Below are 21,688 nucleotides of genomic sequence, written 5' to 3'. Positions count from 1 at the left end.
GCGTATTTGAAACCGGTAAGGTTATATACTTAGTATATGACTTTATTGGTTTTTTTATTGAATTATCAACTTTAATTAATGATTTTTAGTTATATTCAACGAATTTTCTTTGAAAAAATATATACTTAGTATATAATAAAGCAGGAATGGGAGGAATTCATATGATTGAAGTTAGCAATTTACAAAAAGAATTTTTGAATGGGCAAGAGTCAACACAAGTGTTAAAGGGAGTAAATTTAAATATTGAAGAGGGAGAATTCATAGCGATTATGGGACCAAGTGGTTCCGGAAAAAGCACGTTGCTCCAATTGCTTGGAGGTCTTGATGTACCTACTAAAGGAGAAATTGAAATTGATCATACACCAATACATGCCATGAAGGAAAAGGAACGAACAGTCTTCCGGAGAAAGAATATGGGCTTCGTATTTCAAAATTATCAATTGCTCCCAAACTTGACGGTGGAAGAAAATATAGCATTTCCTCTTCATGCGGACGGAAAATTAACGAAAGAAAACATTGAGTGGATTCATGAGTTAACCCGATCTGTTGGATTAGAAGGATTGAATGACAAGCGTGTGAATCTTTTAAGTGGTGGCCAACAGCAACGTGTCGCGATTGCACGAGCGTTAGCGAATCACCCAACCGTTTTATTGGCTGATGAACCGACAGGGAATTTGGATCGAGCCAGGGCGGAGGAGATCCTCGTTTTGCTGTCCACGTTTCATCGTAAAAACAAACAAACGATTGTAATGGTTACTCATGACATTTTTGCGGCTGGATTCGCGGATCGTATCATTCTCTTTAAAGATGGAATCATCGATCAAGTTATCTCTAGGGAGGATAGTGACTATGCTAAGTATTTGGCGAATTTCATGGCGTAACATGACGCAAAACAAAAAAAGGTTATTCTTCACTTTACTTGCGATGGTTTTAGGAACGGCTTTTGTAACGTCCATGTTAATTGCCGATAAAACGACGGATGATGTGTTTGATTACTATGAGCAAATGTATGTGGCGAATGCGGATTATTGGGTTTTAAGTGATGACTATACGTTCCCGGAAGATCTGATTTCACCTATCCTCAATGAACCCATTGTGTCAAACTCATTGCTTGCACTTGATAAGCAAGCTTTCTTCGAGCTTGCGGATGATCGGTCCCTCAGTCAAAGGGCCGTGCGAATTACAGGGGTGAGCGATCAAAGCAGTCCTCTACTAACACTTCCGGTCATCGAAGGTAAGTTGGATAATGAAGGACTCATCGTACCAGAACCGGTCGCAGAACTTTTAGGGAAGGGTGTCGGTGATACAATTCAGTTTACCGGAATGGGGGAAGCAAAAATTTCCGCCATCGTCGAGTACACCCAACTACTAGCAAGTCCCTCCAATTGGGAACGGGCTGAATCAACTAGTTTTCGTGTATTGGCTCCTCTTTCATTACTCAGAGAATGGACCGGAAAACAGGATAAAATCTCCTATATGCGATTTCAAGTGGAAGGGGATGGAACGGAGCTTTTTAACACTTTCCAGCAAAATTTCCAAGGAACGAGCACATATATTGAACCGGTCGTTGCGGATGACCTACAGAGCAATGACATCGGTGGGCTTTACACGTTTTTCTATTTAATCGCCGGTTTATCCATTTTCATCAGTGGGTTTATCGTTTTTAATATGATCTACACAAGCGTGATTGAAAGAAAAAAAGAATTCGCTATCATGAAAAGTCTCGGTTATACGCAATCTTCCGTTTCCAAGCTTGTATTGATTGAAATGACACTATTGGCATTTATCGGTACTGCGATTGGCGTACCGCTTGGAATTTGGCTTGGAGATCTGTTCATGAAAGCTCTTCTCGGAGTATTTGAATTCGATATGGTTTATACAATGAATTGGGAAATGCCTTCCTTGATAGGTGTTCTTATCGGTTTGCTATTTCCGATTGTATTTTCTCTTTTTCCAATCTATTATGCGGGAAAGACTTCAATCTTATTGACAATGAAGATGGCAGATCGTACGACTTCCACATCCAAACGGCATTATGTAAAAGCGTTCTTCGGCGTCGTGCTCCTTTTATTAGGAACAATCGATCACCCTGTTTCCTATGCAGCGATTATCGCAGGAGCCATCCTTTTATTCCCGTACCTGTTAAAGGGTCTCAGTGCACTCATGAAACCGGTGTTCGTTACCTTTTATAAGTATCCCGGTACATTGGCGTCCCGTAATGTTACGCGACAATTAAACCGAAATGGAAATACAGCGGCGATCCTAGCCATTGGCATAGCAGTTATTTTGTTGTTAAGCGCGGTAGTAGAATCAGCACCAAGAGGAATCGATAATGATATTAGAAGCACTTATGGCGGAAATATGAGAGTCAAATCAGAGGCACCGTGGTTAGCTGAAGATATGGAAAAAATACTTTCGTATAGTGGCGTGACAAATGTTGAACCATTAGCTGAGGCAACTCCTATTACGTGGGAAACGATTGAAGGGCAAATGAGACAATTCTCCGTTCTGGCGGTACGGGAAAACGGCCCTTCCTTATATACTCACGGACAGGAAAAGGACATTATGAATCGTTTACGGCAAAATCCTTCCGTCCTGCTTGGCGAACGTGCTTTTGCCGAGTGGGGAGGTACAATTGGCGAAAGTATTGTCTTGAATACCCCGAACGGAAAAAAGTCTTTTGAAGTGATCGGTGTTGGGAAAACATCGCATTATGCCGGTTATGTTGCTTTTATGGATGCTCTCGTCATGAATGATGTATTCGGATGGGCAAACAGTTTTGATTTGCTGCTATCCGTAGATAAGGAGCCGTATGATACAATACGGGATCAATTATGGACTGATTTTAGTAGCCACCTTTCCAAGGTAGAAACAGTCGAGGATGAAATACAGTCGACAACTTCCGCAATTTCAGGAATGAACGAGCTTCTCTTTGTCATGTTAGTCCTCGTCGTCGGGTTAGCTAGTATCGGAACAGCGAATACATTGTTGATGAATACATTGGAACGTGTATCAGAACTTGGAACGATGCGGGCTCTTGGGTTTACGAAACGGCAAGTACGGAATATGATACTGGCTGAAGGTTTGCTCATTGGACTGACAGGAATATTGGGAGGACTGGCAACTGGCATCCTTTTAATTTATTTGACTAGCAAATCACAGCTGATGGACGGGTTTCTATCTTTCCAATTGCCATATAGTGACATGTTGCTAGCAATAGTTGCAGGCGTTTTTCTAAGCTTGGTTGCAGCCTGGATTTCCAGCAAGAGTGCGAGTAAAATGGATATCCAAACATTACTCAAAGAAGGTTGATAATTTGTCAGTCAAATACGGTATTTTAACGTTATTATACAAGCAAAAAAATCATGGCTATGAATTGAAGTTAGAATTGGATTCCCTTCTTGGCACGAAAGCAAAAATTAATCCGGGCCAAATCTATACAACTTTGGATCGTCTTATTCGCGATCAGCTTGTCTCTTCGGCGGGGATGGATCAGCAGGAGAGAAAGGTATACGAATTGGAGCTAAAAGGCAAGGAAGAATTGGAAAAGTGGCTGTTGGAGCCGGTGCCTTACAACACATCAAAAGAGGATTTTTTCTTTAAATGGAGTTGTGCTCGTAAAATTCAGTTCCACGATGAACAGCAGATGCTGGAGCAACAGAAAACGTTGATTATTCAAGAAGTGATGGAGTTGACCCAGTTAAAAACGGAATTTCTATTTGAGGGGGACGAAACAAAATATTTATTGACCACCGGCATGTTATTCCATTTAGACGCAGATTTAAACTGGATCAACCAAGTCGTAAACCGGAACCGTTGAAACTTAACCCAATTTCTCTATTTATTAAGGAGAAATTGGGTTTTTTAATGCAGTTGTTTAATAAAGAATAGGCCCTTATATAGTTTGAATTATCTCAATAAAATTTTGAGCAGCCTTGGACAAGCTATGATCTTTGAGCCATATTAATCCGACGGATCCAGTCAACTCGGTTGAGCTTGATATTCGATAAGCATTTATCGGGTATCCTCGGAATCGATGAAGTAAGGTTTCTGGGACAATAGATGCGGCAAAGTCAGCTGAAACGAGATCCATCAAAAGACTAATATCAGAACACTCACCAACAATAGTAGGCTGTAGCTTGAATCGGGAAAACGCTTCTAGAATCAAATAATGCACACCTAATCCTTCTGTACTTGGAAAAAGAAGAGGATGATGTTGAATCTCAGTAAGTGAGATTTCTTCATCAAATGATGGGTGTTCCTTAGATGTAATGAAATAAAATGGTTCATTACATAGATGGAGCACAGAAAAATCGTCCAACGGCAGTGGCAAGCGGATAATTGCTAATTCCACAATTCGATCCCTGACTAATTGACAAAGATGTGAGGATTCGTTTTGTTGAATTTTATACGTGATCTTTGGGAATTGTGTTTGAAACTTCTCAAGAACTTCAGGCAATCCGCTGACCGAAAAGGTGTTGACTCCAATCGTTAGCCTTCCATTTACGCCTTTACCGACTTCCATTACTTCAGTTTTCGTTTCTTCCATCAATTGAGTTATTTCCAAAGCATTTTTATATAGAGCATTTCCTGCCTCTGTCACTTCCAAATACTTTCCGCTTCGCTCGACCAATTTTGAACCGAGTTCTTTTTCCATCGCTTTCAATTGCTGGCTTAATGGAGGTTGGGACATATGAAGTCTTTTAGCAGCAGCAGAAATCTTTCTTTCTTCAACAATCGCGATGAAATAGCGTAATTGCCGAATATCCATCATTAACACCCTTTCCATTAGGTATATGCAAAACATATATTGGATGAATTTTATTAATGTTTTTCATATAACTTAATCATAGCATGTTCAGGTGTTAATGAATGATTATGCAACTCCTTAATAATAACGTATCAGTCTCTTAATTCCTTCAAAGCGTTAAGTGCAATCTCAGCAGTCCGCGAGATCAGCTTATCATCGTACTTAGCATCCACCGTATTATGTTTAGACAGAATCGCTATGACAATTGGTGCTCTGTCTGGCGGCCAAACAACGGCAATGTCATTCCTTGTTCCATAAGCACCCGCTCCGCTCTTATCACCAACCTCCCAGCCTTTAGGTGCGCCTGCGCGAATCAGTTTGTCTCCTGTAGCATTTCCTTTAAGCCAATCCGTGAACATTTCCCGTTTATCATCAGATAGTAAGTCGCTAACTGCGAATGCCTGAAGACTCGTAGCAAGAGCTTTCGGTGTGCTAGTGTCACGGGAATCTTCTGGTGTGAAATTATTCAAATCTGGTTCAAACCGATCCGCAATTGTAACGTTATCACCTATTTCTCGTAATGCTTGCTCAAATCCTTTAGGCCCTTCCAATGCTTCAAATAAGAGGTTCCCCGCGGTGTTATCACTGAACCGAACCGCCGCCTCACTTAATTCCAAAAGGGTCATCCCGGTATCGACATGTTTTTCTGTAATCGGAGAATAGGTAACTAAATCCTCCTCGGTGTAAGTAATGACTTCCTTAAGATCTTCCAAAGAGTTCTGCTGCAGCAAGATCGCTGCAGCTAATGCTTTGTAAGTAGAGGCAAAAGCGAAGCGCTCTTCTGGTTTATATTCAATGGTTTCATTCGAGCCTGTATCAATGGCATAGACACCAATCTGTGCATCAAACTCATTCTCGAGTTGGCTAAACTTTTCATCTATATTTACTGTTTGTCCTACTTCATTCTCCTCTTTAGACGGCTTGTCTTTCTCCGTGCAAGCAGTAAGTGTAAGCGCTGCGACCAATAACATGAGCAATGTAAAATGCTGCATGCTGAATTTGTGTTTATATGTTTTTATCACATTCATAACCTCTTTCTAGTTTTTATCTGTTAGTTAGTTACTGTTTCATTACTTACAGCACCAATCTAAACTCACAGATGTAGCCGATCAAATATTTACCTCCTCTCAATGTTGACTACAACTGTAGTCTGATATTACAATTGTAATCGAAAAATGTCAACCTGTTAAACTAAAAAAATCCTCACTCTACCGTTAAGGAAAAAATCATAAAGTCCATTTCGAAAAAATGATGAATTGATAAGATTGTAATGAAGTGTTAAACTTCGAGTACCAATGGATAGGGTTGTTGAATTTTCTTGAAGGGAATCAGCTGAATGTAAAGCATTAATCGTGGTACTTCGGGAAAAGGAGGTTAAGAAGTATGTTTTTCACCCATTTAATCACAAGTTTTTTTGTATCTACTATTACGATAGTGGTTATTTTGCTTATTAGGAAATTATTCTCTAAGCAGCTTTCAGCAAAATGGCAATACAATCTATGGTTTTTATTATTGATCGCATTAACGCTTCCATTTATACCTAAGCAATTGATTCATTTTAAAAATCCTTTTATTTTTTTTCATATAAATCAAAGCAATAAAGTCGGCGACTCCTCTATAAGCACCGTTGAAGGTTCAAGGCTTAGTAACGTAAACTGGATGCAGGACTTTGCAATACCTGTCAATCAACTTAATCTGAAGTTTTTAACTGTCGGATTAACAACTATTTGGATTGCAGGCATGCTCGTTATGGCTGTTCTATTCCTACAAGCGTGGTTCAAAGTAAGGAAAATCAAAAATACGACAACAGTCTTGAACAATCAAGACGTTGTACACTTATTTGAACGATGCAAGCATCATTTACATATATCTAAACCTTTAACCGTTGGAGAATCATCCCTTGTCAAATCTCCAATGACATTCGGTCTGTTTAAGACGTATGTTGTGCTGCCGAAACATCTTGACGAATGGATGTCTATAAAAGATATCGAATATATTTTTATGCATGAACTGCATCACTATAAATACAAAGATATAGCAACAAATTATCTCATGATTATTTATCAAATTTTGTATTGGTTTAATCCACTCGTATGGATTGCTTTTAAAAAAATGAGATTGGATCGTGAGATAGCTTGTGACATAGCTGTTTTGAAATCTTTAGATGAGCATTGTCACCTAGATTACGGGAATGCGATTATTAATTTCGCAGCTATGACATCCCACTCTAAAGATTTTGCTTTGGCCAATCAGTTTAACGGTTCAAAGGAGCAAATGAAAAAGCGGATTGAAAGAATCGCATCCTTTACAATTGAGTCAAAGTGGATGAAGTTGAAGAGTATTTCAATCTTTACATTGATAGGTGTATTTGTAGCGAGTCAGGTACCATTTATTTCCGCAATGGCCACTACGAATGACCACTACGATTTTAATAATGAAGACACGGTTTATGAGGATTTAAGCTCTTATTTTGATGGGTACGATGGAAGCTTTGTCTTATATGACTTGGAAGCTGGTCAATATCGTATTTATAATGAGGATAAAAGCACGCTAAGAGTTTCTCCGAATTCTACTTACAAAATGTATAGTGCATTAATTGGATTGGAATCAGATGTGATAACAAGTGACAATTCCACGATGAAATGGAATGGAACGAAATATCCTTATGTATCTTGGAATACAGACCAAAACTTATCAACGGCCATGAAAAATTCAGTGACCTGGTATTTTCAAGAAGTGGACGAAAAAATCCCACGGAAAACTACAAAAGCGTATGTGGAACAGATGGGCTATGGAAATGATGATCTTTCTGGTGGACAAGACTATTGGCTGGAATCTTCATTAAGGATATCTCCAGTTGAACAGGTCCAATTGCTAGTAGCGTTTTATACAAATCAATTTGGATTCGAGGACAAGAATATCCAAGCGGTTAAAGATTCCCTAATTTTAGAGGGATACGATGGTTACCACCTCTCTGGGAAAACAGGTACGGGCAATGTTAATGGCAAGAATGTAAACGGCTGGTTCATTGGATATGTAGAGACTGAGGACAATACTTATTTCTTTGCAACAAATATACAAAATGAAGATAATAGTTATGGAAGCAAGGCAGCGGAAATCACGTTATCAATTTTAAAAGATAAAGGAATCTATTAACGATAAAAGGAAGTCGTCATTCAAGAGAAGGAGGGGAATAAGGTTGACGAAAGAAATCCCAAATATTTCAGAATCAGAATGGGAAGTAATGAATGTCCTGTGGGAAAAGGCTCCACAAACGGCCAATGACGTTATATCCTCCTTGCAGGAGAAAATTGATTGGAAGCCGAAAACCGTACGCACTCTTTTGGATCGTCTCGTTCACAAAAAAGTGATAGGGGTTAATAAAGATCAGAGAGTCTATACTTTTTTCCCGCTTTATTCGCAAGATGAATGTCAGAGAGCCGAAGCACGTTCATTTATTAAACGAATCTATGGTGGGACGTTAAAGTCGATGTTAGTTCAGTTCGTGGAGGATGATTCCTTGTCGGAAACGGATATTAAAGAATTACGTTCCATTTTGAACGAAAAGCCTAAAAAGAAGTGAATGCAGGGGATGTTTATTATTTTATAATAAGCATCTTTTTTTATGTCTCTTTGTATATGCAAAACATTAGTAGAACAAATTTTATTAATATTTTTCATATAAATACCCTCATGATAACATGTTTATATAGGAGGTGCAGACTATTATGAAGCTGAAAGGGATTTTTATAAGTTTCCTTGTAGTTATGCTTACTGCATGTAGCACGACTCCAAACTCCGAGGAAGGTTCACCTATACAAGAAAATAGGGAGGGAAAGAATATGGAACAACAGTTAATTTCTGCAGCAGCAGAAGGAGACACAAAAACCGTTTTGGAATTACTAGAAGACGGAGCAGATATCAATGCGACAAATAATCAGGGAGTTACAGCAGTGATGGCTGCGACGCAAAAGAATAAAGTAGATACAGTTAAAGTACTTATTGAAAAAGGGGCAGACATCAATATCCGCAATAACAATAAAGATAATGTGCTTTTATATGCAGGAGCAGAAGGTTTGCTGGAAATCGTGAAACTTGCCGTTCAAGCTGGGGCCGATACAACAATTACAAATCGCTTTGGTGGAACTGCGCTCATTCCGGCTTCGGATCGAGGACATGTAGATATTGTGAAAGAGCTTTTAACGAACTCTGACACGGACGTGAATCACCTGAATAACTTGCATTGGACTGCATTATTGGAAGCTGTCATTTTAGGAAATGGTGAGGAGAACTATCAAGAAATCGTGCAATTATTAGTTGACCATGGTGCTGATGTCAATATTAGTGATAAAGATGGAGTTACCCCTTTGGAACATGCGGAAAAACGTGGATTTAAAGAAATTGAACGTATTTTGAAAGAAGCTGGTGCGTGATAATTTTATAGTGATAAACTATGTTTATCATTTTAGAATAAGTTTTCATTCTATTTTGAATTCAAGGGATAGATTTATAAAAGGGGAGAGATTGTTTTGACATTATTATTAAAGAATGTACGTTTGGAAACAGGATATTTGTATGATCAAACTTTTGTCACAGCTACAGAAACGAAAATAGTTGATATCTTGATTAAAAATGGCGAGTTTGTTGAAATAGCCCCAACAATCGAAGCGAACGATGCAGAAGTAGTAGATGCCAAAGAGCAACTACTCGTTCCATCGTTCAAAGAAATGCATACACATATCGATAAAACATACTTCGGTGGGGAGTGGAAAGCACCAACTCCAGCTACAGAAGGGATTTTTACTCGTTTAAAAGAAGAAGCGACTTTATTGCCTAAACAATTGGATGTAGCTGAAGAGAGAGCGCATGCGATGGTGCGGCATTATATAAAAAACGGACATACACATATTCGTACACATGTGAATGTTGACCCACAAATTAAGACGAAACATATAGAAATAGCAAAGCGTGTTTTAGAAAGTTATGAAGATCAAATTACGTATGAAATCGTTGCATTCCCACAACATGGTTTGTTACGTAACGGTCCAGAATTTATAACAATCCTTGAAAAAGCATTACAAATGGGAGCGACCCATATTGGCGGGGTGGACCCTGCTACAATGGATCGCAATAGTGGGGAAGTTTTAAAAACTACTTTTCAATTAGCTGAAAAATACGATGTCGCAATCGACATTCATTTACATGACCGAAATACATTAGGGGAATTCGAAATCCACCAAATTCTGAATGAAATCGAACGAAGATCTTTTAATAAAGAAGTAACTCTCAGTCACGCATTCGCGTTTGCGGATTTGCCACAACAATTATTAGACAATCTAATCGATCGAGTGGCTGCACATAATGTTGGAGTGACAACAACGGTTCCAATTGGCGCAGGTCCGATTACAATTCCTGTGAAGTATATGTATGATCGGGGCGTAAAAGTTTCTTTTGGGCATGATAGCCTTATTGATCATTGGTCTCCTTTTGGAAGCGGCGATACGATTCAAAAATTAAATCAGTTTGTACAACGTTTTGGCTATATTGACGAATGGCATATTGGACAATCCTTGAAATATGCTACAGGTGGATTAACACCATTAAATGACGAAGGCGCGCAACAGTGGCCAAAAGTTGGCGATACAGCCAATGCGCTACTCGTGGATGCAGTAAGCTCCGCACATCTGATTGCTAGACAATGCCCTATTTCAACAGTGATTTCAAAAGGGAACATAATTCATAAAGAAGAGATAGAGCTAAAGGGGGAATTCCGATGAGCACATGGCTACGAAACGTTCGACTGGAAATTGGTGAAACAACGTATGAAGATGGCAGCATACAAACCGTAACCGATTTGTTTCATATTCAAGTTTCGGAAGAAGGAATTCAGACGATTATTTCTGCAACTGAAATTGTGCCAGATCCTGATGCAATTGATATGGAAGGGAAATTAGCGCTTCCTGCATTCAAAGATATGCATAATCATTTGGATAAAACTTATTTGTCATTAGGATGGAGAGCTTGTCGTCCTGTAAAGAGTTTATCCGAGCGATTGGCTCTTGAAGCTGCTGAGTTAGAGGAACTTGCTGAAACAGCGGAACAAAGAGCATCTGCCATGATTGAACTGCATTTGAATAATGGCGTGAATCATATTCGAACACACGTGAATATTGATCCCTTCATTAAATTGAAAAATTTAGAAGGCGTTAAAAAAGCACTGAAAACTTATGAGCAATATGTAACGTATGAAATTATCGCGTTTCCGCAACATGGCTTGTTAGCTCATGAAGAAATGCCAGACTTATTAAGACAAGCATTGGAATCTGGCGCAACAATCTTAGGGGGACTTGACCCGGCAGGCATTGATAAAGATATCGAAAAATCATTGCAAGTCACAATGGATATTGCGAAAGAGTATGATGTCGATGTCGACATGCATCTGCATGATAGAGGACAAGTGGGTTTCTATACAATGGATAAATGGCTGGACATGGTGAAAGAACAAGATTTTAAAGGATCCACTGCTTTTAGTCATGCATTTGGTTTAAGCAAATTGACGCCTCATATGCAAAAGCAATTTGCCAAAAAATTGAGCGAGCATAACGTGGAAATTATGTCTACTATCCCGATTTCTATAAACTCTCAACTCATTCCAATTGATATTATGAGAGCGGAAGGTGTTAAAGTTGCCTTAGGCTGTGACGGTTTCTTTGATTCTTGGAGCCCTTATGTTCCTGGAGATGTTTTGGAAAAAGTGCATAATTTCTGCGACTATACAGGAAAATCAAGCGAACGTTCGTTACGCGAAAGTTTAAGTTTGATTACACAAGGAGTAACGCCTTTGAATCGTGAAGGTGAACAAGTGTGGCCAATGGTTGGCGATGAGGCCAGTTTTGTATTTGTAGATGCGAGCTGCAGCGCAGAAGCCGTTGCCAGACTACCGAAAAACAGACAGTTGATGCATAAAGGGAAGTTGTACAAATAAGGCATAGAAATAGGATTAAGATACCTGTGCAACACACTATTCAGTAAATACACTGCAATTGCATAAAATATTTGGAGAAGTCAACTATGTCAACTAGTAGGTGGCTTCTTTTGCATTACTATACTGATTATTGAATAGTCATAAATGGTTGATGCACAGGTACCCAATCAATTCAGCTACAAAGCGCCTATTCTGTTATAATGAAGAACGATTTACAATGCAACTAGTAAGAGGAGAACAATATATGCATACTTTGAAACAACAATGGTTCGGAAATATCCGGGCCGATATATTAGCTGGAATCGTTGTAGGACTTGCACTCATTCCTGAAGCGCTAGCTTTTGCGTTCATCGTTGGAGTGGATCCGCGTGTCGCACTCTACGCTTCATTCACAATCGCCGTCATCACTTCATTTGTCGGCGGCCGTCCGGGTCTCATTTCAGCTGCGACCGGTGCCATGGCGTTAGTCCTCGTCAACTTGATGGCGGATCATGGCTTGCAATATGTATTGGCGGCAACGGTATTGACCGGTATTATTCAATTGATCCTCGGAGGCCTCGGGGTTGCGAATTTAATGCGCTTCATTCCAAACTCCGTCATGTTGGGCTTCGTTAATGCGCTCGGCATCATGATCTTCATCACCCAACTCCCATACTTGCGTGGACATGGCACAATGACGTTTGTTTTTGCAATCGCGACATTGGTTCTCGTTTACGCGGTCCCGCGTTTCTTTACAGCTATCCCCGCGCCACTCATTGCGATTGTCGTCATGACAGGCATTGCACTTTTAAGCGGCGTATCGCTGCAAACAATTGGTGATTTAGGAAAGATGCCGAGTTCACTGCCGACGTTTTTCCTTCCGGATATTCCGCTAAATTTGGAAACGCTGAAAATCATCTTCCCGTATTCATTGGCGTTATCGATTGTTGGTTTATTGGAATCATTGCTCACTTCCCAAGTGCTGGATGATATGACGGATACGCCGAGCGATAAAAATCGGGAAGCCCGCGGGCAAGGCATCGCCAACTTCTTCACGGGATTTTTCGGAGGAATGGCAGGATGTGCGTTGATCGGGCAATCGATGATCAATATCAAATCAGGTGGTCGCGGACGTCTATCGACATTTACGGCAGGTGTTTTCCTCATGTTTTTGATTATTGTATTAGGAGATGTCGTTGTGAAAATCCCGATGCCGGTGCTGGCAGGAGTGATGATTATGGTGGCGATGACGACATTCAATTGGAGTTCGTTCAAGTTCCTGAAACAAGCGCCGAAAACAGAATCGATCGTCATGCTGATCACTGTTGCAATCATTTTGTATACGCATAATTTGGCGATTGGCGTTGTTGTCGGTGTCATCATGAGTTCATTATTTTTCGTCGCCAACATCTCTCGTGTGACTGTGACGAGAGATGCGGGCAAATATAAAGTAAAAGGACCGCTGTTTTTCGCGTCCACGACAAAATTCATCCAATCATTTAAAGACGTTAAGGAAAAGAACATCATTATCGACTTTGGGGATAGCCAGTTATGGGACGAGTCTGCTGTCGGTGCGATTAGTAAAGTGAAGGGGAAGCTTGAGGAAGAGGGGGTCTCTGTGACAATCCGAGGGCTGAATTCTTCAAGTGAACAGCTATATGAGAAGTTACAATAAGGGAGGATTGACATGAAAATTGCTGTAGCTATCGACGGATCGACAAATGCGCTGCGCGCTGCGAAACACGCCATTACGCTCGCCCAACACTTCCCGGAAGCGCAATTGGAATTCATCTATGTAGCGGATTTTAATAAAGCGAAAGACGAACGGCTCTTATCGCAAAGCGAAGAAAGTCTTCAGCTGAAACGAAAGCAAAAAGTCGATCCTGTTTTGGAACTAGCCCATAATGCCGGCGTGCAAGCGAAAATGACGATGTTAAAAGGAGACCCAAGCCAGGAAATCATTAAATATGTGAACGCAGAAGCGATCGATCAACTCGTCATCGGCAGCCGAGGCTTAAATACATTTCAGGAAATGATACTCGGCAGTGTCAGCCATAAAGTAATGAAGCATGTAAATTGCCCGGTAACGGTTGTGAAATAAGGTGCCTGTGCAGCACACTATTCAGTGAATACACTACAATTGCATAAAATATTTGGAGAAGCCAACTATGTCAACGATTAGGTGGCTTCTTTTTGTATTACTATACATTTTACCGAATAGTCATAAATGGTTGACGCACAGGCACCTGCCTTGAACTTGTTATAAGACACGTTGTTCAGGTGTAGGTGTGTTCTATGTAAGAGAGGGTGATTTGTCAATAGAAAAGGTGCGTTTTTTGCTTCGGAAAAAATAAATCTGTCACAAAATAGTCTTTTTTAGTTGCTTTTTCTCTGATAGTTGATTAATCTTTAGTTGAACAATGATTAGTCATCTAATTATTAAACACCATAAATTAATAGTGAGTGAGTCGTTCATCTCGATGTGTAGATTTTGCGATTTCAACCACCATAAATAAAGATGAGTTTTCTTCTGTTCAATTGCTTCATATTACAAGCAGGAAGGAATGACAAAGATGGGCAGAGTAGAAAATAGGATCGCGTTGGTAACAGGTGCCGCCTCAGGGATCGGTTTATCTTCTGCGCAACTATTGGCAAAAGAAGGCGCAAAAGTCGTTTTGGCAGATTTCAATGAGGAGGGCGCTCGCAATGCGGCTGAAGAGATTCGTGCACAAGGCGGGGAAGCAATCGGTATTTTCTTAGATGCTGGCGATGGAGAATCGATCAAGCATGCAGTTGAGCATACAGTTAGTCACTATGGAAAAATCGATATCCTTTTCAATAATGTCGGCTTGACGAATATCCGTAAAGACTTGGACATTGTCAATATCGATTTGGATGAATGGGATCGACTTATCAATGTCAATTTGAAAAGTGTCCTTTTAGGATCCAAATATGCGATTCCACACATGATTGAAAATGGCGGCGGCTCGATTATTAATACCGCTTCGATGGCAGGGTTTTTCAGTGATGCAATTCGCGTTGCGTACGGTGCCTCAAAAGCTGGCGTCATCAATTTAACAAAATATACAGCGACACAATACGGAAAACATAATATCCGTTGTAATGCAGTAGCTCCTGGTTTGATTTTGACACCGGCAGCAAAAAACAATATGTCTCAGGAATTATTGGACGTGTTCGCGAAGTATAACGCATTGCCTTATCACGGAGAAGCGGATGATATCGGAAATACTGTCCTCTTCTTAGCGTCTGATGAATCCAAGTTCATCACCGGGCAGACGATCCAAGTTGAAGGTGGCCATTATCTCGGGAACCCGACGGCTCCGGACTTCAAAGAAATGTTTAACTAACTATATATTTGCTGGTTGAGAAAGGAAAAACAAAAATGAAACAGAAATCTAAACTTCACTATGCATGGTGGATACTAATTGCGCTCAGCATTATCGTGGGGGTCGGAAAAGGAGCCATTAATAATACTTCGGGTCTTTTTCTAACGAGTGTGACAAATGATCTCGGATTCGGGATGGGGAAATTATCGCTTTACTTTAGTGTTTCTGCTGTCGTGACGATGCTCTTTTTACCAATTGGCGGAAAGCTGATGGCGAAATATGATACCCGTTTGATTTTATCGGTCGGCATCGTGTTGCAAGCAGGAGCGTTTGCATTATTCGGTTTGATGAGCTCCGTGTGGGGCTGGTATGTACTAGCGATTCCTTTGGCGGTAGGCGGGGTCTTCATCACTGTCATTGCAGGACCCGTCATCATTAACCAATGGTTCAAAAAGAGCAATGGATTGGCATTAGGTGTGCTTAGCGCGGTCGGCGGCGGAATCGGTGCGATTGCACAACCGGTTGCGGCGGGCTTGATTGATGGGCTCGGCTGGCGTACTGCTTATATGATTGTCGGCATTGCAGCGATTATTATTGTCGTGCCGATCGCAATGTTGCTCATAAAACGTTCTCCTCAAGCACACGGCGTATTGCCGTACGGCGCAACGGAAGTGGTAGGGCAAGATAGTCAGCATCAAACAGTCGGCGAGGCTGGCATTGATATGGTGACAGCTAAGAAATCAACAGCTCTTTACGCGTTAATGCTGTTCTTCTTTTTCATCACATCGATTGCGAGCTTCTCCATGCATATTCCTACGTATCTAGTCAATCAAGGATTTGATATTACGTTTGCAGGGAATGTCATGGGAACGTATATGATCGGAATTTTGATAGGGTCGCTCATTCTTGGATTCCTTGTCGATAAGCTTGGCTCGAAATATACGGCGATTCTGGCGATGGCTTCCGGAATCATAGCGATCAGCTTACTTCTTTTCGCAAATAATAGTACAGCGATTATTACATTTGCCGTTGGTCTGTTCGGGTTGATTAGTTCTTCGATTGGAATTATTGCGCCCGCATTGGCTTCGACGATTTTCGGTAAGAAAGCGTATAGTGAAATTTACTCTACAGCTTCTCTAGGTCTTGCAATCGCTTCAATTATTGCATTGCCGGCATATGGTTTCGTATATGATGCGACAGGCAGCTATACGTCTGTCCTCTATGCAATCATTATTATGCTCGTTATCAATATTGGTTGTGTATTCGTCGCATTTAACAATAAAAAGAAGTTGGTTGAACAAGGTTTCTGGACAGATTAATGATGTAAGGTACGTATGGTTTTCATTATGAACGATAAGGAGAGGACTACAATGAGATTACAAGGAAAAGTAGCAATCATTACAGGAAGTGCATCAGGAATTGGAAGAGGAATGGCGCTTGCAATGGCGAAAGAAGGCGCCCATATCGCGGTTGTTGATATTAATGAAGAAAAAGGGCAAGAGACGTTAAAAGAATTGAACGAGCTTACTGAAAGCATGCTGTTCATCAAAGATATTTCGAAACCTGAAAATGTCACTGAAATTGTACAAGCAGTCGTAGCGAAGTTCGGCAAGTTGGATATACTTGTCAATAATGCGCACGCGTCCCGACAAGCTATGTTCGCTGAAACGACGATGGAAATGATTGACTTGTCTTTTGGGACAGGCTTTTACCCGACATTCCATTTCATGCAAGCTGCGTATCCTGAGTTGAAGAAGACAAAAGGTAAAGTGATTAACTTCGCATCGGGTGCTGGTTTGGATGGCCAGCCGACACAAGCATCTTACGCAGCAGCGAAAGAAGCGATCCGCGCGATTTCACGTGTGGCGGCGAATGAGTGGGGTCCTGAAGGCATCAATGTAAACCTGATTTCACCGATTGCGTTGACACCTGGCGTGGAAGCATGGAAACAAAGTGCACCAGACATGTATGAAGCGATGATCAACCGCATTCCGTTGCGCCGTTTAGGTGATCCGGAAGGCGATATCGGCCGCACAGCTGTATTTTTGGCGAGCGACGATGCGAATTACATTACAGGACAAACAATCATGGTTGACGGCGGTTCAATTAAATTACGATAAGGAGATGTTCGATATGGGTAAATTGGACGGAAAAGTAGCGATTGTAACAGGTGGAGCTTCTGGTATCGGCGAAGGAATGGTTGATCTATTCCAAGCGGAAGGTGCGATTGTGATTGCAGCGGACATTAATGAAGAAGCTTTACAACGTGCAAGTGAAAAGGAAAATGTGCATGGCATGAAGTTGAATGTAGCGTCCGACGAAGAGTGGGCTTCATTTGCAAAAGAAGTGAAAGAAAAATTCGGCCGCATTGATATTCTTGTGAACAACGCCGGCATTTCCTCTGAAAAACCGTATGCGGAAATCGGCATGGATGATTGGCAAAAAATGATGGCAATCAACAGCTTCGGTCCATTTGCAGGTATGAAGCATGTAGCGCCAATCATGGCTGAACAAAAGAGTGGTTCGATCGTTAATATTTCATCGTATACAGCACAAATCGGACAAGGGTTTAACCATTACTCCGCATCCAAAGGGGCTGTCCGCGCGATTTCAAAGGCAGCAGCGACAACATTCGGACGTCTTGGCGTGCGTGTAAACGCGCTATTCCCTGGAATTATTGAAACGCCAATGACACAAAGCTTGAGCACATCCAAGGAGTTGCTTGACCAGCTCGTTCGCGCAACGCCTTTGCAACGTCTTGGAAAGCCTGCTGATATCGCCAATGCAGCACTATTTTTGGCAAGTGATGATTCTTCGTATATTACAGGCGCAGAAATTGTCATCGACGGTGGCTTTTCGGCACAATAATTGAATAGGTGTTTTTATGAATGAACCCAAATCAAATTGAGTTTGGGTTCATTTTCATTTAATGGGCTGTATATGATAAAATTGAATTGTGTAATTAGAAAGTAGGGAAAAAAATGAAAGAAGAAACGATTTTTGAAATCATACACAATATGGACAAGTTTACGAATAACTTAATCATTCAATGGAATAAGATCTTTAATGAAGATTTGGGTGTATCACATATACTCCTGCTTGGTCATATCTCTTCCAATGGGAAAAGCCGGCCATCCGATATCGCGAAAGTACTTGGGCTAACCCCTCCCACTGTGACTCATTTATCAGAGAAACTTGTAAAAAAGAAACTGGCCGTGCGCTCGACTGATGAAGAAGACAGACGTATCGTCTATTTGAGTATTACAGAAGCGGGGAAAGAAATTTTACAACGCGCAAACCTGGAAGGCCAGGTATTGAGAAGAAATCTATTTGAAAAACTATCATTCGAGGAGCAACAGCAAATGCTCCGTATTTATCAGAAGTTGAATGAGTAAGAACTGCCTTTTTTGCGCCATCTTTTGGTGCCTGTGCAGCACACAATTCAGATTATACACTACAATTACATGAAATAATTAGAGGAGCCAACTATATCGACAATCAGGTGGCTTCTTTTCGTATTAGTATACTTCTCATCGAATAGTCATAATTGGTTGTTGCGCAGGCACCTGTTCGAAAGTACATACCAATTACTGTCTGAATGTTGGTGTAATTGATATGGCGCTAGAGTGAAAGGGGCGAAGATGGATGGGACAGGAAAGGTTTGAAAATGACCAGAACCGATTTAACCTCTCTGAATATCTAGTTGCAGACATGTTTCTTCTATCCTATATTTTCATCTTTTTCTTAGGGGAAACTGGCTCCGCAATACCATATATTTGGCTTCTGATCTCCATTGCATGTGGAATTTCGGCCTATTTCATATTCTATTCCCATGCTTACTCACTTGGCCGCGGTATTGGACTGGCAGTAGGGGTAACGGTGCCTTTGTTTCTATTCGGAGCTCCTTTGATGAATATACTGTTTATTTTCGTATATGTGCTCTGGAGAATTCAAGCGAATTTCAGTGGTTCCCGAATTCATGGCTGGCCGTTTATAACTGTTGCTAACACGGTCGTTTTCATCTCAATGTATGTCCTGGCAAGACTGATTTTTGTAAATGATCGTCCTGAGGAATTAATGCAGCAACAAATGATTCTCTACTTGTTAACATCATTTCTGTTTTATTTTATACGTATGGTCACAATTACGATAAATAGTAGGCAGTTAGGCAATTTTAAAGTAAGGGAAGCGGGGAAAGTTTTTAGTATCATCATTGGGCTAGGCGCCTTTGTATTTTCCATGGTCCTGACTGTCCACAAGCCTGTGAGGTTGCTCATTACTGAGACGATGGGTTTTCTATTTGGCGGGTTATCCATGGTATTCGGAAAAGCAATCGACCCTATACTGGAATTCTTTAAAATTGGTACCGAGGAGGTCAGCGAAGACAACGCTGAAGAAAGTGAGCCCCGTTTCTTCTATTTTGGAGAACGCGAGGCCACCTCCTCCATATTTGAATACTCGTTGCTCATATTTGTTGTAGTTGTTCTTATAATGTTCATTGCCGCTCTGATTGTGCTGAATAAAAACAAACGATTTAATGATCGACAGGAAACTTACTTTTTTTCATTTAAAGGTAAAAGGGGACCTGAAGAGAAGCAACGAAAACCGTTGTATGATTATTCAATCGCCAGGGATGAAGTTCGAAAATCATTCGAACGATTCGAAAAGGAAGCGCAAAAATATAAACTGCATCGGTCGCATGAGGAGACTGTGAAAGAATGGTTTTCGCGCATGGGTTGGGAGAATAACGAAAATATATTATCGATTTACAATGCTGTTCGATATGGCTCACATACGCCTTCGGAGAGTGAGCAATTCAATTTTATCGATGGACTTGAGAACGTAAAAGGAAGTTATTTCATAAAAAAGGCTTGAAGGAATTGTAAGACAGGCCTAAGTGAAATTGTGATAATTAAGAGGATGAAATGGAGGTTGCCACCATGAAGCTGGAACGTTTGCGTCAGTCATTTGAAGAACTTGCAAGGTTTACAGACGAAGGGGAAGGCATCAATCGGCTGGCCTACACCGAAACCGAGCGGAATGCACGCGATTTTTTGATTGAGCAATTTGAATGTGCTGGATTGACAGTGCGTACCGATTACGCGGGAAATGTCATTGCGAGCCGGGAAGGGAAATTCCCCGATCTGCCGGTTGTCGCGACAGGTTCGCATATCGACTCCGTCTATGCGGCAGGTGAGTTTGATGGGACCGCTGGTGTCCTTGTTGCACTTGAAGTGATGCGTTCTCTAGCCGATGAAGGCGTGGAAACGGATCACCCGCTTGAAGTCATCATTTTTGCATGCGAGGAATCAGCTCGTTTCGGCGCTTCCACTTTAGGAAGCAAAGCGATGACAGGCCGTCTGGATCCCGCGTATACGAGGTCGCTCGCTGACAAAACCAGCGTTACGCTGATGCAGGCATTCGAAGAAAATGGCCTAGATTTGGAAGAGGTCCATTTGGCGATGCGTTTTCAAGATGAAATCAAAGCGTTTGTCGAGCTACACGTTGAACAGGGCCCAGTTCTGGAAAAGCAAGGGAAGGCGATTGGTGTCGTCTCTGCCATTGCAGCGCCTATCCGCTTTCATGTGCATGTTGACGGGACAGCCGATCATTCCGGCACGACGCCGATGGATTACCGTCATGATGCTTTGCTTGGAGGCGCTGAAATCGCCCTTTCTGTCGAGCGGGCGGCACTCGCGGAGCTCGAGCACGGCACGGTCGGCACAGTTGGTGTCTTTTCTATTCAGCCAGGTGCGATGAATGTCGTACCGGGCTCTGCGGATCTGTACGTCGATATTCGGGGAACGAGCCGGGAATCACGCCAGCGAGTAGCTGCTGCACTCGAAACAGCACTCAATGACGTGGCGAAAGCACGTGGACTGAACATATGGATGGACAAGATTTCAGAAGAAGAACCTGTTCAGATGGACAGCAAACTCGTAGCTGAGTTAAAAGCAATCTGTGAAGAAAGAGGAGTGGCATGGTTCGAAATGCCAAGCGGTGCTGGTCACGATGCGATGAATATGGCGTCGCTCTGTCCGACAAGCATGATTTTCGTCCCATCAAAGGATGGGCTCAGCCATAATCCGGCCGAGTATACATCTATGGAACAGCTCATGGAAGGCGCGGACATACTACGTGCCTTCCTACTGCAACAAGCAAAGACACTCTAAAATTTGTGGTGCCTATGCATGGGACTATTCAGACAATACACTACAATTGAATAAAAAAGAAGTGTGGAACCGATCGCATCAATCTTTGATCGGTTCCACGCCTTATTTTTATCCAGTATATTGAATTGTCATAAATGCACCTTGCACTGGCACCTTCTAGGGAAGGCGGTCACCTTATAGGAATTACACTCTTTTCAATTCAATACTCGTGATTTCCTCTGCAATTGCTTTCGTTAAGTCCTCGGCGGTTTTGGGGACAAATGATTTCAAAATTGCATTGATCATCGGGCCCATTACCCCTTTTGCAGTGATGTCCAGGTTCCCGTGCATCACGGTTTGGGTCTCCGAGATTACTTCTGCCTTGAAATAGCCATTGCCCGCGAAGTTTTCATTC

Annotated in this window: 19 protein-coding genes and 1 pseudogene; 17 read left to right on the top strand and 3 right to left on the bottom strand. The window is 41.4% G+C overall.

The annotated features are described in order from the left end of the window. Positions 1 to 161 precede the first annotated feature (161 nt). The 3 genes from AWV70_RS02830 to AWV70_RS02820 are packed head-to-tail and all read left to right on the top strand — an operon-like array spanning position 162 to position 3,820. On the top strand, positions 162 to 881 hold the full coding sequence (locus AWV70_RS02830) for an ABC transporter ATP-binding protein (RefSeq protein WP_060204158.1): 720 nt from the start codon (positions 162 to 164) through the stop codon (positions 879 to 881). After that, on the top strand, positions 850 to 3,312 hold the full coding sequence (locus AWV70_RS02825; RefSeq protein ID WP_060204156.1) for an FtsX-like permease family protein: 2,463 nt from the start codon (positions 850 to 852) through the stop codon (positions 3,310 to 3,312). The genes AWV70_RS02830 and AWV70_RS02825 overlap by 32 nt, the downstream gene beginning before the upstream one ends. A 4-nt stretch (positions 3,313 to 3,316) precedes the next feature. After that, a complete protein-coding gene (locus tag AWV70_RS02820; RefSeq protein ID WP_060204154.1) occupies positions 3,317 to 3,820 on the top strand; it encodes a PadR family transcriptional regulator in 504 nt (167 codons plus the stop codon). Between the two features lie 75 nt (positions 3,821 to 3,895). Here the strand turns inward: AWV70_RS02820 and AWV70_RS02815 are convergent, their stop codons facing one another. After that, entirely contained in the window at positions 3,896 to 4,771 is an 876-nt protein-coding gene (locus AWV70_RS02815) for a LysR family transcriptional regulator (protein ID WP_060204152.1), read from the bottom strand. A gap of 131 nt (positions 4,772 to 4,902) precedes the next feature. After that, the gene (bla, locus tag AWV70_RS02810) at positions 4,903 to 5,838 is read right to left on the bottom strand and encodes a class A beta-lactamase (RefSeq protein ID WP_060204150.1); all 936 of its coding nucleotides are present in this window, start codon (positions 5,836 to 5,838) and stop codon (positions 4,903 to 4,905) included. Between the two features lie 355 nt (positions 5,839 to 6,193). On the opposite strand from bla, the gene AWV70_RS02805 reads away from it, so the two are divergent. The 14 genes from AWV70_RS02805 to AWV70_RS02740 all read left to right on the top strand — a co-directional run bounded on the left by AWV70_RS02805 (position 6,194) and on the right by AWV70_RS02740 (position 21,294). Beyond that, entirely contained in the window at positions 6,194 to 7,966 is a 1,773-nt protein-coding gene (locus AWV70_RS02805) for a BlaR1 family beta-lactam sensor/signal transducer (RefSeq protein ID WP_060204148.1), read from the top strand. A 43-nt stretch (positions 7,967 to 8,009) separates the two neighbouring features. Further along, a complete protein-coding gene (gene blaI, locus AWV70_RS02800) occupies positions 8,010 to 8,393 on the top strand; it encodes a penicillinase repressor BlaI (protein WP_060204146.1) in 384 nt (127 codons plus the stop codon). Positions 8,394 to 8,652: 259 nt separating this feature from the next. After that, positions 8,653 to 9,243, top strand: coding sequence for an ankyrin repeat domain-containing protein (locus AWV70_RS02795; protein WP_060204228.1), 591 nt, complete (start codon positions 8,653 to 8,655; stop codon positions 9,241 to 9,243). Between the two features lie 96 nt (positions 9,244 to 9,339). Then, on the top strand, positions 9,340 to 10,587 hold the full coding sequence (locus tag AWV70_RS02790) for an amidohydrolase (protein WP_060204144.1): 1,248 nt from the start codon (positions 9,340 to 9,342) through the stop codon (positions 10,585 to 10,587). Further along, positions 10,584 to 11,795, top strand: a complete 1,212-nt coding sequence (locus AWV70_RS02785; RefSeq protein ID WP_060204142.1) for an amidohydrolase — start codon at positions 10,584 to 10,586, stop codon at positions 11,793 to 11,795. Before AWV70_RS02790 ends, AWV70_RS02785 begins: the two co-directional genes overlap by 4 nt. 244 nt (positions 11,796 to 12,039) lie before the next feature. Continuing rightward, complete coding sequence (locus tag AWV70_RS02780) at positions 12,040 to 13,449, top strand: SulP family inorganic anion transporter (protein WP_060204140.1); 1,410 nt, start codon at positions 12,040 to 12,042, stop codon at positions 13,447 to 13,449. Between the two features lie 12 nt (positions 13,450 to 13,461). Further along, positions 13,462 to 13,875: a universal stress protein gene (locus AWV70_RS02775; RefSeq protein WP_060204139.1), complete on the top strand. Its 414-nt coding sequence runs from the start codon at positions 13,462 to 13,464 to the stop codon at positions 13,873 to 13,875. A 472-nt stretch (positions 13,876 to 14,347) separates the two neighbouring features. Then, a complete protein-coding gene (locus AWV70_RS02770) occupies positions 14,348 to 15,142 on the top strand; it encodes an SDR family NAD(P)-dependent oxidoreductase (RefSeq protein WP_060204137.1) in 795 nt (264 codons plus the stop codon). A 35-nt stretch (positions 15,143 to 15,177) separates the two neighbouring features. Continuing rightward, entirely contained in the window at positions 15,178 to 16,440 is a 1,263-nt protein-coding gene (locus AWV70_RS02765) for an MFS transporter (protein WP_060204135.1), read from the top strand. A 51-nt stretch (positions 16,441 to 16,491) separates the two neighbouring features. Further along, positions 16,492 to 17,241: an SDR family NAD(P)-dependent oxidoreductase gene (locus AWV70_RS02760; RefSeq protein WP_060204133.1), complete on the top strand. Its 750-nt coding sequence runs from the start codon at positions 16,492 to 16,494 to the stop codon at positions 17,239 to 17,241. A 13-nt stretch (positions 17,242 to 17,254) separates the two neighbouring features. Further along, on the top strand, positions 17,255 to 17,989 hold the full coding sequence (locus tag AWV70_RS02755; RefSeq protein WP_060204132.1) for an SDR family NAD(P)-dependent oxidoreductase: 735 nt from the start codon (positions 17,255 to 17,257) through the stop codon (positions 17,987 to 17,989). 113 nt (positions 17,990 to 18,102) lie between these two features. Then, the gene (locus AWV70_RS02750) at positions 18,103 to 18,516 is read left to right on the top strand and encodes a MarR family winged helix-turn-helix transcriptional regulator (protein WP_060204129.1); all 414 of its coding nucleotides are present in this window, start codon (positions 18,103 to 18,105) and stop codon (positions 18,514 to 18,516) included. Between the two features lie 250 nt (positions 18,517 to 18,766). Continuing rightward, entirely contained in the window at positions 18,767 to 19,996 is a 1,230-nt protein-coding gene (locus AWV70_RS02745) for a hypothetical protein (protein WP_060204127.1), read from the top strand. A gap of 65 nt (positions 19,997 to 20,061) precedes the next feature. Beyond that, positions 20,062 to 21,294, top strand: coding sequence for a Zn-dependent hydrolase (locus tag AWV70_RS02740; RefSeq protein WP_060204125.1), 1,233 nt, complete (start codon positions 20,062 to 20,064; stop codon positions 21,292 to 21,294). A gap of 183 nt (positions 21,295 to 21,477) precedes the next feature. On the opposite strand, the pseudogene AWV70_RS23700 reads toward AWV70_RS02740, so the two are convergent. Further along, a pseudogene (locus tag AWV70_RS23700) lies at positions 21,478 to 21,688 on the bottom strand (SRPBCC family protein); the annotation flags it as partial.

The sequence above is a fragment of the Sporosarcina koreensis genome, assembly GCF_001531445.1.
In the GTDB taxonomy this organism is placed as follows: domain Bacteria; phylum Bacillota; class Bacilli; order Bacillales_A; family Planococcaceae; genus Sporosarcina; species Sporosarcina koreensis_C.
This window is presented reverse-complemented; position numbering and strand designations above follow the sequence as displayed.